Raw genomic sequence first — 13792 nt, 5'->3', positions numbered from 1 at the left:
CGCCATCATAACCGCAGGCAACCCATGCTTCCTGCGACTTTCAATCGATCAATTTTGCCTATTTTCTAAAGATGAACCGCTCTAGGTCGATAGTTTCAGACTGTCAACTCCCTATCGACGGCATTCCCCATGACTCTCAGAAATCTCAACATCGCACCACGGTCATTGCTCTGCTTTGGCTTTTTTGCCTTGCTGATTACAGCACTCGGGCTGTTCTCACTGATGCAGGCATCCAACTTGAAAGAGTCTCGGGAAACCCTGCAAGACAACGTATTGCCTACCGTTCAGGCAGTCGACCAGATCAAGAATGATCTTTTGACTATCCGCCTTGGCAACAGCGGCTTGCGTCTTGCGCAGGACGCCAGCGCCACCACTGCTGCGCAGCAACGCGTCACCCAGGCCCGCAGCAGCCTTGAGACAGATGTCCGCAAGCTGCAACCCCTCCTGGTTACCGAGGCAGGCAAAAAGACATACGACAGCATGTCCCGCAACCTGAACAGCTATCTGGCCATACATTCACGGTATCTGGAGGCCGTCTCGCAAAAACGCGAGGACATCATCACCGCACTGACACAGTCGAACGGTGAAATGACTCTGTCAGCCAATATGCTGGCTCAGGACATCGCCGAGATTTCACGCCTGTCCGACCTCAAGGTCGCGGAGTCCGATGTTGCCGCCGACAACACCTATGCCCAGGCTCGCAATGTCACGATCATTGCCATTCTGGTCGCGCTCGCAGCCACGCTGGCATTGGCCGGTATCTTTACCCGCAGCCTGACCGCTCCGATTGCCAAGGCACTGGCGGTGGCAGAACAGATTTCGGTCAATGACCTCAGCAAACCCATTGCCGTTGACGGCCAGGACGAACCGGGCCGCCTGCTGGCCGCGCTCTCGATCATGCAGCAGAACCTGCGTCGTACGCTGAGTGAGTTGGGTAACTCCTCCAATCAACTGGCCTCCACTTCCGAAGAGTTGTCGGCCGTGACAGAGGACTCCCTGCGCGGTGTTCAGCGTCAGAACGATGAAATCAACCAGGCGGCCACCGCAATCAATCAGATGAGCGCCGCTGTCGAAGAGGTCGCGCGCAACGCAGTACTGGCATCGACTGCCGCACAGGACTCCAGCAAGTCGGCAGAAAATGGCCGCACGCGAGTGAACGAAACCGTCAGTGCGATCAACGAACTGCACGAGTCGGTTGGCAGCACCGCTGTTGAAATCGATGGCCTGGCCGTCGAAGTGCAAAGCATCAGCGGAGTTCTGGACGTGATTCGCGGCATCGCCGACCAGACCAACCTGCTGGCGCTGAACGCCGCCATCGAAGCAGCACGGGCGGGTGAGGCCGGTCGTGGTTTTGCGGTGGTTGCCGATGAAGTCCGGGCACTGGCTCATCGCACCCAGCAGTCGACTGCCGAGATCGAAAAAATGATTTCGTCCATTCAGGGCGGCGCCAGCAAGGCCGTAAGCGCCATGGGACACAGCAGCGAGCGGGCTCGCGCCAGTCTCGAAGTTGCTCAGGCGGCGGGTCATGCACTGGCAGAAATCACCGCGGCCATCGTGCAGATCAACGAACGCAACACCAGCATCGCGTCGGCCACCGAGCAACAGGCGCAAGTGGCTCGCGAAGTGGATCGCAACCTGACCAGCATCCGTGACCTTTCGACTCAAAACGCCACAGGCGCCAACCAGACTTCAGCTGCCAGCTCGGAGCTTTCGCAGCTGGCTGTAGGCCTCAATCAACTGGTGCTGCAGTTCCGGATGTAAGCATCCCTCAGACGCTGGCCGCCGCGCGTATATCCACAAGCGGCCAGCTCACTCTTCCCCGTTTTTTTGCCGATCGGCCCGTAACCGCCCAAACGGGAAATGACAGCGAACGACAGCACGCCTTTGCACTCCAAATCACTTCAGGCGCACTGATGGCCGACAATGCGATGAAGATAATGCACAGGCCATCGACCTGACAGCCCGCGCCCTACCTGACTCATGGACATTACGAGGAGACTGCAATGAAAATCCTGATGGTACTGACCTCTCACGATCAACTGGGCAACACCGGCAAGAAAACCGGTTTCTGGCTCGAAGAATTCGCAGCGCCCTACTACACCTTCATCGATGCCGGTGCCGAAGTGGTGGTGGCCTCGCCTGCTGGCGGCCAGCCGCCTCTGGACCCGAAAAGCGATCTGCCGGATTTCCAGACCGAACTGACACATCGCTTCAAGGCTGACCCGGCCGCTCAACAAGTACTGGCGACCACCGTCAAACTGGACAGTGTCAGCCAGCAGGATTTCGATACGGTTTTCTATCCAGGCGGCCACGGCCCGCTCTGGGATCTGGCAGAATCGAAGCGCTCCATCGAACTGATCGAAAGCTTTGAACGCGCCAACAAGCCAATCGGTTTCGTCTGCCATGCGCCGGGCGTATTGCGTCACGTCAAGGCTGCCAATGGCGAGCCCTTGATCAAAGGCCGTCGCGTCACCGGCTTTACCAATGGCGAGGAAGAAGCGGTAGAACTGACCGATGTCGTACCGTTCCTCATCGAAGACGAGTTCATCGCCCTGGGCGGCCTCTATGAAAAAGGTCCTGACTGGCAGCCCTACCTGGTTGAAGACGGCAAACTGGTGACTGGCCAGAACCCGGCCAGCTCGGAAGCAGTCGCCAAGGCGTTGCTGAAACAACTGGCGTAAGTCTTTATAGAAAAACGGGGAGTCAGGCTGATAAGTCTGGCTCCCCGTTTTTTATGGACTCAGAAACACTCAGCTCTGACAGAACCGAATCCGGTTGCCGAACGGATCGTGTATTTCCAGGACCTTCCCCCAGCCCTGCTCGACGATATCCGGACGACCGTACCCGTAGCGCTTGGCAAGCAACTCATCACGAAGCAATTCGATATTGTGCATGGGGACAAAAATCGTTGCGCCGGGGCTCGCATCGCCATGATGCTCGGACAGATGAAGCTGCAACCCGTCGCGACTTATGCCCAGATAGAGCGGCAGGTCTGCTTCGAAGCGGTGCTCGAATTCGACGCTGAAATCCAGAAAGTTCAGATAGAACTCACGGGCCTTGGCTTCGTCGAACATCCGCAATATCGGAATCGGCTTGTCGAAGGTAATGCCAGGTTGAGGGCTGCTCGGCTCAAGTGACGCCGATGCCGTGTTCCAGTCCTTGTAACCCAGTTGCTGCGCGACCAGCTCCAGTGCAGCCGAGTGAGACAACTCTTGATGAGCCGCCGCCAACGAGGTGCGCAGTTTCCTGGCCATCTGCTTGGCTTGTTCGATTGAAAACATCGTTCCTCCCGAGGTCGAGGCATTCTGGTGCTCGCGTTGCCAAAACTCGACCGTAGGAAATACGACAGGGTTCGGAATCATGAAGCAATGCTTTCACCTTCCCTTGGGGAGCGAGCGGCGGGCAGCATCGGCCAGCGCCGAGGATACCCAAGCTGGCCTTTGAGCGAAAGTTGCCTGGTGAGCTTTTATTCAGGCAAAAAGGCACTGCAAAACCCGCCTGCTCAAGGCTTGGGCAGATAACCCGGCAAGGCTTCTATCCGCTCCATCCAGCGCGCAACGTTTGCATAGGGCGCAAGATCCACGCCGCCTTCAGGGGCGAGTACGACATAGGGATACACCGCGCAATCGGCAATCGAAGGCCGGTTGATTGCCAGCCAGTCATTGCGCTCCAGGTGTGCATCGAGCAACGCGAGGATCACGGTCGACTTCTCCAGCGCCTGGGCCTTGTCCAGTACAACCCCGAATTTCTGCACCAGCCGCGCAGCGCAAAGGCTGTGCTGAACCTCATTGCTGGCAAACGAAAGCCACTGAACGATATCGGCCTGGCCCTGCGGATGAGCCGGCCACCATGCCAGGCCACCATATTGACCTGCGAGATACACCAGAATGGCTTGCGAATCGCGGATGATGTACGAACCGTCCTCCAGAACCGGTAGCTGCCCCAGTGGATTCATGTCTGAAAGAGGCGGTTTCTTGTGCTCTCCCGCCAGAAAATCCACTGCCACTACATCAAGCTCGATATTGGCCAGCGCAGCAAAGAGGCGCACTTTGTAGCAGTTGCCCGATACATCCAGATCATAAAGCTTCATTGGGTTTCTCCATCGACGAGTTGATTGAATTCAAGAACATTGCCATCGGGGTCGCGGATAAAAAGTGCGACTCTTCTCGGCCCGATGTGATGAGGCCCCTGTGTGATCACAATCCCCTGCTCGCCCAGCCAGGCCTGAAAGACCTCAAGGTCATCGACGATAAAGGCAGGGTGCGTCATGCCGGGCAACTTTATCGGGGCATCCAGCAGGACGTTGTGAGCATCGGGTACGCGAGTACCATTGAAGATGAGGTTGATACGCACGCCGTCCGGGCTGAGCATTTCGTTGGCCTCGTACAGCGGAAAACGTGCGGTCTCGACAAATCCGAGTGCCTGGTAGAAAGACATCGACCGATTCTGGTCGCTGACACGGATTCCGATGTGATCGTATGCGAGAATCCGTGCGGGGTTGGGTCGTTGGCTCATGAGTGAAACTCCGGCTGAAAACAGTCCCTGAAGTTTCCACCGGACTGCGCGTTTCACCTATGCCGCGGACCTGACAAGACCTATGCAGTAATCGCACAAATCGAAAGGTGGCAATGGACAGGCTCAAGGCAATGGCCAACTTCGTTCGGATCGTCGACAGCGGCAGCCTGAGTTCGGCTGCGGATGTGACAGGCCAATCCGTCGCCTCACTGGTGCGCTCGCTGGCAGCCCTGGAACGTTATCTCGGGGTTCGCTTGCTGAACCGCAGCACCCGGCGCATGGCCCTGACCGATGAGGGCGAGGAATATCTGGCCTGGAGCCGCCGTATGCTGGCGGACTTCGATGACATGGAGCAGCGGCTGGAATCCCGCGACGGCATTGCCCGCGGCCTGCTTCGCCTGACCGCTCCGGTGGAGTTCGGGCAACGCTACTTGGCCCCTTTGGTGAATGCATTTCTGAAGGATCATGAGGAAATGGCGGCAGAGCTGAGCCTCAATGATCAGGTCATTCCCTTGCTCGATGAGCGCCTCGACCTTGCCCTGCGAATCGGCCATCTTCCCGACTCGGCCATGGTGGCGCGCAAGGTCGGCAGCACCCGACTCGTCACCTGCGCCAGCCCGGACTACCTTCGTGCCTCTCCCGCCATCGATAGCCCACAATCGCTACGGGAACATGCCTGCATCACGCTGGCCTTCCAGGGAAGACACTGGTACTTCCGTCATAAGGAAAAAGAGCGGATTGAAGAAATCACCCCAAGGCTGATCTGCAATCAGGTTCGAGCCGCCAGCCAGGCCTGCGTACAGGGCGTGGGCATTACCCGGCTGATGCATTACCAGGTCGCGGATGAACTGGCTGATGGTCGACTGGTCAGGATCCTGCGGGATTTTGAACCTATGGACTTACCGATACAGTTGGTCTATCCGCACTCCCTGCAGTTATCACCGCGAGTGCGGGCTTTTGTTGAATGGGCATGCCCGCAACTGGAAAGGCTGACGCCTGATCCGGACAAGGAATAAAGGCTGTCTGTACGGCAACATCTCATCAGCATTTATATATGCACGAAGACAGTGACCCGATTTTCAGTGAATCGTAAGTCGCTGTAATTAATGAAGATATTCAGTGGCATGCATGCTGCACTGTCGAAACGGCCATCCACTTCGTCGTTTTCGGAGATATCTCATGAGCCACTTACCTATCAAGTTCGCCTACTGGGTCCCTAACGTCAGCGGCGGACTCGTCGTCAGCAAGATCGAGCAACGCACCAGTTGGGATATCGACTACAACCGCAAACTCGCACAAATCGCCGAGCGCTCGGGCTTTGAATACGCCCTGACACAAATTCGCTTTACTGCCGGTTACGGTGCGGATAATCAGCACGAGTCAGTGGCATTCAGTCACGCTCTGCTGGCCTCCACCGAAAAACTGAAAGTGATCGCGGCCATCCTCCCAGGCCCCTGGACACCATCCGTGGCCGCAAAACAGCTGGCGACCATCGACCAGCTCACGGCAGGCAGAGTCGCCGTGAATATTGTCAGTGGCTGGTTCAAGGGTGAGTTTCAGGCCATCGGTGAACCGTGGCTGGAACATGACGAGCGCTACCGGCGTTCGGAAGAATTCATTCAGGCGCTCAAAGGAATCTGGACCACGGACAACTTCACCTTCAAGGGCGACTTCTATCGCTTCCATGACTACACCTTGCGCCCCAAACCCATTCAACGCCCGCATCCCGAAATTTTTCAAGGCGGCAGTTCCCGTGCTGCACGGGACATGGCTGCCCGAGTATCGGACTGGTACTTCACCAACGGCAATACCCTGGAAGGCATCAAGGCGCAGGTCGACGATATCCGGGCAAAAGCCGCAGCCAACGGGCATTCAGTGAAGATCGGCGTCAACGCCTTCATCATCGCCCGCGACACCGAACAAGAAGCGCGAGCGGTCTTGCAGGAAATCATCGACAAGGCCGACCCCGAAGCCGTGAACGCCTTCGGCGACGCCGCCAAACAGGCAGGCAAGGCCAGCCCAGAAGGAGAAGGCAACTGGGCCAAGTCATCCTTCAACGACCTGGTGCAGTACAACGATGGCTTCAAGACCAACCTCATCGGCACACCACAGCAGATTGCCGAGCGTATTGTTGCGCTGAAAGCGATAGGCGTGGACCTGGTGTTGTCGGCGTTTCTGCACTTTCAGGAGGAGGTTGAGTATTTCGGGGAGCGGGTGTTGCCGTTGGTGCGGGAGTTGGAGGGGGTTGGGGTTTTGGAGAGGGTTTGACGGGGGCGTGTAGGTGTCCCGCTCGAGAAAAGAGCTGCCGCAGACGTCGCTAAACGAAGGAAGGGTGGCAACTGTGCGAAGGTTAGCGAACCGGCCTTTTACTCGCACACACCGGCAGACCCTAAGGTCTCCGACGCACAGCCGCCATGACAAAGCCTTATACCGGAAAGGCACGCTTCGTGTGCCTTACTCCAATTCCTAGATGAAGGAACGTGTCGTTGTATCCATTTGAGGTCGAGCAAAATGTCGGCATAGAGCTCCCGGTATTCGGCAGGCTGAGCAGAGGTTCGGCCATCAGTGGCATACGCGATCATTAACGTCTGTACTTCTATGACTTTTGCACCCAGTTCAATCGACTGCTTGCTATCCATGAATGACTCCTGGCTTCTTGCCGAACACATTACTCCCAGCTTAGCGGCACCTTTGAAATGAGAGGGAACTGGAATTTTCCGTGTGTTGAGTGACACATCGGGCCAGATTCTCGGAGTTTCCTATTTTGGTAGTGGTCCACATGCTTCAATAAGTTTGCCATCCGTCCGGCTATCGATGGCACCATCTGCCCCGATGTAGATATTGGTGTTCGGCCATTTCGGTTTAACCCGGATGCAGTGCGATTTTCCAGCGTTGTTCCAATCGAACTCCATAAAAAATTGGTTGTTCGGGAAGATATGACCCGCTCCACCACTGGCTTCACCTGGGTAAATCTCACCCTTTGAGATGTCGTGCTGAACATTCAAAATGTAACCGAGACGCCCCTGTCCCTTGTCAGAGAAATGGAAACTCACTTGGGGTGTAGCGACATACCAAAAGACGATTGGAGTGAGTAATAGCACAACCATCCAGCGCCAAAAATGCCGCTTCGGTTTACTTACAGACGTGGTCACGTGTGCCATCTCCCCAGCTTGAACGTGGTAGTGCTAAAACTTCGTCCATGAGCATTTTCGCCGTTATCCCGCCGTTTGGGTGCTGCTTGTACAGTTTGACTCCAATACTGATAGAAACTCGGTCACCTATGTCGTCCCAAGCCCGCATCCCTTCGATGTCTGCTGAGCGATGAGGCCCTTTTCGTTCGCCCCACTTCTGAACTTTCCGAATTGAGTCTGATGCAATCTGCTCAAGCCCAGCGCCGTCCAGAAGAATGCTTTCAGAAAAGCCACCAGCACGCCCTACGTAGCCATAGTGAATGTTCGACCAAATATCGTAGAAATAGTCCACCTGACCTTGCTTCTGCCAAGGCCCGCCGAACTGTTGACCAATCGTCACCTTGTGATCCCATGGCCGATTTTGACCAACTCGCTCTGCCCATAGGGCCATGGCAGAAACAGTATTACCCAGTTCCATTGCCTCGAAATCAGGGCGTGAAAGGCGTGCATACCAAGGGAGCTTTTGAAATTTTTCATTTTCCGCTGCCGCGTCAAAGCTGGTTAGCTTCTTCATCCTCAATACGGATGGGTGTGTGATGTTGCGGTTCATTTCCCCGGCGATATAGCTGGCCACCTGTTCCATCATGTCGGGGTCTTTACACGTGGCGGGGGCTTTAGGCTCAGGCGTTGACTCTGGCTGTTTCGGGGCGACTTTAGGGTCTCCCAGAGCTTTTGCAGCCACCGCTTTCTCTTTCAACTTTGGGTCAGCAAGCAATGTGGCCATTTTCTCATCATCCACAGTGCCATCTGGACGGAACGCTCCGAGTGCCATGAAGTTGATAACGGTTGCACCCCCCGCATCACCCATGACAAAACCGCCCCCCACATCGCCTGACCCGGTAATGATCGTTCCGCCGTGGCTGGTTGGGCTGCCCAAGTGGGCCATAGGACGCCCGTTCACTAGAATTGATGGGAATCCTGAAGTGATTACGGCTCCACAGCCACAGGTGTCGCCAACACGAGCAGATCCCATGAAGTCAATGTTTACGTCGCCACTGGCGGATACAATCGGGGTAGTGCCGTGACCGGGCATTGGGCAGACATGCTTGTCACCCAATCGAGCGGAGGGAGTCATTCGTCATCCTTGTCGTGCAATACAAAAGCCTCGCGTGAAGGCTAAAAGCGTTTTGTGGGCTCCGCGAGATTACCGCACCGCGCCGGGGCGAGTCTGTAAGAAAAGAGCGAATTTAGATTCTCAACCGGCCGGTTTTGGCTTGTCGCCAACACAGGCAAGCCATCGTACTTTCGAAGCGGCGGGTCAAATCCGACGCAAGGGGATTGGTTGAAATGTGCAATGACTTTTCAATTGGAATGCAATTACACAGGTAGAGAAAACGGCCAAGGCATCAGTTTCGGAAATCGGCCAGAAGAATCCAATTCCCTTGGAAAACTCATGACTCAATACCGAACGCTCAGAGAAGTGGGTACTGGAGAGAAAACCTCATGGAGAGTCTTTCGAAAAACCTACCTAACTACCTGATCATAATGGTGTCCCAGGGCAGGTTCGAACTGCCAACCTTCCCCTTAGGAGGGGGATGCTCTATCCAATTGAGCTACTGAGACACTGAGTTGCCAGCACACCGATTGGTGCCAGCGAGGACGGCGTGCATGTTAACGGCATGGAGGGATTTTGTCATGTCGTCATTACCTCCCGTAATCGTAGTCCACATCCCGGCGTAGAGCGCTTGCAGGCGCTGTCGTGCATTTTGCATTCCCCCAAAAAGCCATCATTGCAAAACGCAATATCCAGCCGCCTCAAACCAAACATAAACCATTGTTTTATAAGGATTTTTTATTGAAATAAAACTGGCATGCAGGCTGCATTATCAGTGCATGTGACGACACTCCACGCAAGGTACCTGAAAATGAACATGACTCTCTCAGTGTTGAATGCAGCCGCTCTGGTAGCTCTGGTGGCATTTCATTTTCAGGACGCGCGCATTCAGGACGACCAGATAACCAAGCATGCCCAGCCCCATGAGGTGATCCGTCAGGCACCACAATTGGCGGTCATGGGTGACAGGCGCTTCAATGCAGCTACGCTGGGTCATGAGGTCAAGGAAGCCCCGCTGCCAAATCGTGCTGAAGAGCGTTGGATCTTCTGAGATCGTCACATAGCCCACCTTCACGAGAGAGTAGCCATGTCAAAATCCGCATTGTCATTCATGATCCTGGCACTGATGGCTGTTGCCGTTGATCTTCTTCTCCCTGAGCAGGCGTATGTATTGAATATCGCCTCGAAAATCGCCGCCGGGATGTTTGGCAGTCTTTTTGTAGCGGCCATGGTCATTGGGCGTCGCTTCAAGTTCGATCCGGTTCTGCGCTGACTGATACACGCTGATGGTTGTACTGGTCGGTAGGGCTCCATGCCATTGCTGACTGGGTCATCGGCTTCTTGAAGTACCGCTCCCCCTCCCCCGCCATAGCACGCCCGTCGGCATTCTTCGCCTTGTTGCGGATAAGCATCTAAGCTGAAGACAGATAGCCATCATGGCAAAAAGTAGTCAGGCGTTCGTCGTGTCACCTGGATGAGCAGGAATTGGCAAGCTTTGCAAAACCTCTCGCAATTCTGATAATTGGTGCTGGCTAAACGCCTTTATCTGAGTCAATATTTGTCACAGAATTGACGCCAAGGATTCGACGTAATAGGGCATGATGCGGCGCCCTTTGGATAACTCGGTTGGAACATTTGGCCAAAACGACTGTCCCATAATGGCAATCTGGCGGCCACTTGCGAGAACCGCTTCCCCCTGAACTAACCGGTTAAATATATGAGCCCTATGAAACAGGCTACTTATTCCAGCCGTACGGCTGACAAGTTCGTCGTTCGCCTACCAGATGGCATGCGTAATCGTGTGCAAGAGGTAGCCAAAAACCACCACCGCAGCATGAACTCGGAAATCATCGCTCGTCTCGAGCAGAGCCTGATTCAGGAAGGTGCACTTGGCGATGAGCCAAACCTGCGTCTTGATAGTCCTGAGCTGTCCCTGCACGAACGCGAGCTGCTGCAGCGTTTTCGTCAACTCTCACACCGCCAGCAGAATGCACTGGTGTCCCTGATCGCTCACGACACGGAACTTGCTTCAGAAGAGTCGTAAGAAATCAGAGAAAAAAGCATTCAAGCCAGCGAAAGCTGGCTTTTTTATTGTGGTCTCCTTTCCAAATGCCTATAAGATTATTTCCTATAGGTATGCATCCCATGATCACTGCTCCTGAGGCGATGATTGTTCGTGCATCGCGATCATCAAATCCTCCAAGGAGCCACGGAATGCTTGCAAAAGCCTTCGTCCCCCTGATGCTGGTCACATCGATGAGCCATGCCGCCCAGACCGTCAAGGTGTTCAACTGGGAGGATTACTTTGCTCCGGACACACTGAAAAACTTTCAGAAAGACACCGGCATTGAAGCCACTTATGACACCTACGACGGCAACGAGGCTCTGGACGAAAAGCTCAGGACCAGGCATTCCGGTTACGACATCGTGGTGCCGTCGAGTCATTTCATGAGTGTCCAGATTCAGCGCGGCGATCTGAAGAAACTGGATAAAAGCCAGCTACCCAACTGGAAAAACCTCAACCCCGTTCTGCTCAAGGTGCTCAGAGGCATCGATCCGGGCAACGAGCATGCTTTCCCCTACCTGTGGGGAACAACCGGGATTGGCTACAACGTGGCCAAGGTCAAGGCTGCCCTGGGCAACGATACGCCGCTCGACTCCTGGGACCTGGTCTTCAAGCCCGAAAACATGAAAAAGCTGGCTCAATGCGGCGTTGCCTTTATCGACAGCGCGCCCAGTGTCTTGCCCATCGCACTCAACTACTTGCAGCTGCCTCCACAAAGCGAAGTCGCAGGGGATTACGCCAAGGCCAAAGCGGCCTTGATGGCGATAAAGCCTTACGTGAGCTACTTCCATTCGACCCACTACATAGCCGATCTGGCCAGCGGCAAGATCTGTGTGGCGGTCGGTTATTCGGGAGATGTACTGCTGGCAGAGCGAAACGCGAAGGAAGCAGGTAGCGGCATCGACATCAACTATGTAATCCCCAAGGAAGGCGCACCGATGTGGTTCGACATGGTCGCCATACCTGTCGATGCCCCCAATGAAAAAGCCGCTTACACCTTCATGAACTACCTGTTGGCACCCAAGGTGATGGCCGGCATCTCCAACTATCTGCACTATGCGAACGGCAACGAGAAGTCAGAAGCACTGCTGGACGTAGCCGTGCACAGCGACCCCAGGATCTACCCCGACGAAGAAACCTTCAGCACCCTGTTCGCCCAAAAAGCGATACCGGCCGACAGTGAAGCGCTGAGACTTCGCACATGGAAAGAAATCAAAACCGGGCAATGATCACAATCCTGGCCCCGAAAACAAAAAACCGCCTGAACAGGCGGTTTTTTTATGGTGACGGTTATCAAAGCAGAAAGATGGTCGCCAGCCCCAGGAAAATGAAGAACCCGCCACTGTCTGTCATCGCAGTGATCATGACACTCGCCCCCATGGCCGGATCGCGCCCAAGGCGTGCGAGCGTCATGGGAATCAGGACACCCATGAAAGCGGCCAGCAGCAAGTTGAGCGTCATGGCAGCCGTCATGACCACGCCCAGCGACCAACTGTCGTAGAGCACATAAGCCACCACACCAATGACCCCGCCCCATATCAGGCCATTGAGCAACGCTACCGCCAGCTCCTTGCGTAACAGGCGCGAGGTATTGCCGGTGCTGACCTGGTCCAGCGCCATGGCGCGCACGATCATGGTAATGGTCTGGTTCCCCGAGTTGCCGCCGATACCGGCCACAATCGGCATCAATGCAGCCAGAGCCACCAGCTTCTCGATCGAGCCTTCGAACAGGCCGATGACACGGGAAGCCAGAAACGCCGTGATCAGGTTGACCGCCAGCCAGGCCCAGCGGTTACGCAGCGAGCGCCATACGGAAGCGAAGATGTCTTCTTCTTCACGCAGCCCCGCCATGCTGAGGACTTCGCTCTCGCTCTCCTCACGAATCAGGTCGACCATTTCGTCGATGGTCAGACGGCCGATCAGCTTGCCGCTCTTGTCGACCACTGGCGAAGAAATAAGGTCATAACGCTCGAATGCCTGGGCAGCGTCATAGGCATCATCTTCCGGGTGAAAGCTGACAGGGTCGTCAGCCATGACTTCACCGACCTGCTTGTCGGGGTCATTGACCAACAGGCGCTTGATCGGCAGCACGCCCTTGAGCACGCCGTCATGGTCAACAACGAAGAGTTTGTCGGTGTGACTCGGCAGCTCCTTCAAGCGCCGCAGGTAACGCAATACGACTTCCAGGCTCACATCCTCACGGATGGTCACCATCTCGAAGTCCATGAGCGCACCGACCTGCTCCTCGTCGTAGGAGAGCGCGGAGCGAACACGTTCGCGCTGCTGGACGTCCAGCGCTTCCATCAGCTCATGAACGACATCGCGAGGCAGCTCAGGCGCCAGGTCAGCGAGTTCGTCGGCGTCCATCTCCCTGGCCGCCGCCAGCAACTCGTGATCGTCCATGTCGGCGATCAGGGTTTCCCGGACGGAGTCGGACACTTCAAGGAGGATATCGCCGTCGCGCTCAGCCTTGACCAGTTGCCAGACGGTCAGGCGCTCCTCAAGAGGCAATGCCTCGAGGATGTAGGCGACGTCGGCAGAGTGCAGGTCATCGAGCTTGCGTTGCAGCTCGACCAGGTTCTGGCGATGAACGAGGTTTTCTACGCGATCCTGATTCTGACCTTCCTGGCGATGGATCAGGTCTTCGACCACACGCTGGCGCTGCAGCAGATCGACCACTTGAGCAAGGCGATCCTGCAAGCTTTCCTGCGTTTTTTTTACTTCTATTTCAGTCATAGGCGAACTCCACTCCCAGCAGCGGAGCACGCCGGGAGGATCAATCAGTTGATTCTTGATTGGTGAAACGAGCTATTGAGTAACTACTGGGTAAGTCCATGGAGGTATTCCACAAGCCCCGGCGGGGCTGACGGGCGCAATGATACACCGCTTTGAGCGGATCGCACGCGAGAAAATTCAGGCAAGAACAGGCGCTTGCGAGACAAACCTGAAGATTTTGCGAGGCAACGA

Annotated in this window: 15 protein-coding genes and 1 tRNA gene; 8 read left to right on the top strand and 8 right to left on the bottom strand. The window is 55.6% G+C overall.

Annotated elements, in window-relative coordinates; genetic code table 11:
• The first annotated feature begins 129 nt into the window (after positions 1 to 129).
• The gene (locus KQP88_RS06745) at positions 130 to 1761 is read left to right on the top strand and encodes a methyl-accepting chemotaxis protein (protein ID WP_216705160.1); all 1632 of its coding nucleotides are present in this window, start codon (positions 130 to 132) and stop codon (positions 1759 to 1761) included.
• A gap of 242 nt (positions 1762 to 2003) precedes the next feature.
• Positions 2004 to 2681, top strand: coding sequence for a type 1 glutamine amidotransferase domain-containing protein (locus KQP88_RS06740; RefSeq protein WP_025259082.1), 678 nt, complete (start codon positions 2004 to 2006; stop codon positions 2679 to 2681).
• 69 nt (positions 2682 to 2750) lie between these two features.
• Here the strand turns inward: KQP88_RS06740 and KQP88_RS06735 are convergent, their stop codons facing one another.
• From KQP88_RS06735 to KQP88_RS06725, 3 genes are all read right to left on the bottom strand, one after another.
• Positions 2751 to 3281, bottom strand: a complete 531-nt coding sequence (locus tag KQP88_RS06735) for a glyoxalase superfamily protein (protein ID WP_216705159.1) — start codon at positions 3279 to 3281, stop codon at positions 2751 to 2753.
• 221 nt (positions 3282 to 3502) lie between these two features.
• A complete protein-coding gene (locus tag KQP88_RS06730) occupies positions 3503 to 4090 on the bottom strand; it encodes a glutathione S-transferase family protein (RefSeq protein WP_216705158.1) in 588 nt (195 codons plus the stop codon).
• Positions 4087 to 4515, bottom strand: a complete 429-nt coding sequence (locus KQP88_RS06725) for a VOC family protein (RefSeq protein WP_216705157.1) — start codon at positions 4513 to 4515, stop codon at positions 4087 to 4089. The genes KQP88_RS06730 and KQP88_RS06725 overlap by 4 nt, the downstream gene beginning before the upstream one ends.
• A 113-nt stretch (positions 4516 to 4628) precedes the next feature.
• On the opposite strand from KQP88_RS06725, the gene KQP88_RS06720 reads away from it, so the two are divergent.
• Together KQP88_RS06720 and sfnG are read left to right on the top strand one after the other, a co-directional pair.
• On the top strand, positions 4629 to 5531 hold the full coding sequence (locus KQP88_RS06720) for a LysR family transcriptional regulator (RefSeq protein ID WP_216705156.1): 903 nt from the start codon (positions 4629 to 4631) through the stop codon (positions 5529 to 5531).
• Positions 5532 to 5694: 163 nt separating this feature from the next.
• The gene (sfnG, locus tag KQP88_RS06715) at positions 5695 to 6783 is read left to right on the top strand and encodes a dimethylsulfone monooxygenase SfnG (protein WP_216705155.1); all 1089 of its coding nucleotides are present in this window, start codon (positions 5695 to 5697) and stop codon (positions 6781 to 6783) included.
• A 98-nt stretch (positions 6784 to 6881) separates the two neighbouring features.
• Here the strand turns inward: sfnG and KQP88_RS06710 are convergent, their stop codons facing one another.
• The 4 genes from KQP88_RS06710 to KQP88_RS06695 all read right to left on the bottom strand — a co-directional run bounded on the left by KQP88_RS06710 (position 6882) and on the right by KQP88_RS06695 (position 9269).
• Positions 6882 to 7154: a hypothetical protein gene (locus KQP88_RS06710; protein ID WP_216705154.1), complete on the bottom strand. Its 273-nt coding sequence runs from the start codon at positions 7152 to 7154 to the stop codon at positions 6882 to 6884.
• 120 nt (positions 7155 to 7274) lie between these two features.
• Positions 7275 to 7667, bottom strand: coding sequence for a hypothetical protein (locus KQP88_RS06705; protein WP_236249894.1), 393 nt, complete (start codon positions 7665 to 7667; stop codon positions 7275 to 7277).
• Complete coding sequence (locus tag KQP88_RS06700) at positions 7648 to 8781, bottom strand: polymorphic toxin type 44 domain-containing protein (protein ID WP_216705153.1); 1134 nt, start codon at positions 8779 to 8781, stop codon at positions 7648 to 7650. Before KQP88_RS06700 ends, KQP88_RS06705 begins: the two co-directional genes overlap by 20 nt.
• A 411-nt stretch (positions 8782 to 9192) precedes the next feature.
• Positions 9193 to 9269 (bottom strand) — tRNA-Arg (locus tag KQP88_RS06695).
• A 302-nt stretch (positions 9270 to 9571) separates the two neighbouring features.
• Here KQP88_RS06695 and KQP88_RS06690 point away from each other — a divergent pair.
• The 4 genes from KQP88_RS06690 to KQP88_RS06675 all read left to right on the top strand — a co-directional run bounded on the left by KQP88_RS06690 (position 9572) and on the right by KQP88_RS06675 (position 12054).
• Positions 9572 to 9811, top strand: coding sequence for a hypothetical protein (locus KQP88_RS06690; RefSeq protein WP_200993530.1), 240 nt, complete (start codon positions 9572 to 9574; stop codon positions 9809 to 9811).
• Positions 9812 to 9847: 36 nt separating this feature from the next.
• Complete coding sequence (locus tag KQP88_RS06685; RefSeq protein WP_025259049.1) at positions 9848 to 10033, top strand: PA3371 family protein; 186 nt, start codon at positions 9848 to 9850, stop codon at positions 10031 to 10033.
• A gap of 444 nt (positions 10034 to 10477) precedes the next feature.
• The gene (locus KQP88_RS06680) at positions 10478 to 10804 is read left to right on the top strand and encodes an Arc family DNA-binding protein (protein ID WP_025259048.1); all 327 of its coding nucleotides are present in this window, start codon (positions 10478 to 10480) and stop codon (positions 10802 to 10804) included.
• Positions 10805 to 10974: 170 nt separating this feature from the next.
• The gene (locus tag KQP88_RS06675; RefSeq protein WP_216705152.1) at positions 10975 to 12054 is read left to right on the top strand and encodes a polyamine ABC transporter substrate-binding protein; all 1080 of its coding nucleotides are present in this window, start codon (positions 10975 to 10977) and stop codon (positions 12052 to 12054) included.
• 64 nt (positions 12055 to 12118) lie between these two features.
• On the opposite strand, the gene mgtE is transcribed toward KQP88_RS06675, so the two are convergent.
• Complete coding sequence (gene mgtE / locus KQP88_RS06670) at positions 12119 to 13561, bottom strand: magnesium transporter (RefSeq protein ID WP_216705151.1); 1443 nt, start codon at positions 13559 to 13561, stop codon at positions 12119 to 12121.
• Between the last annotated feature and the right edge of the window lie 231 nt (positions 13562 to 13792).

It is taken from the genome of Pseudomonas lijiangensis, from assembly GCF_018968705.1.
GTDB classification, from domain to species: domain Bacteria; phylum Pseudomonadota; class Gammaproteobacteria; order Pseudomonadales; family Pseudomonadaceae; genus Aquipseudomonas; species Aquipseudomonas lijiangensis.
This window is presented reverse-complemented; position numbering and strand designations above follow the sequence as displayed.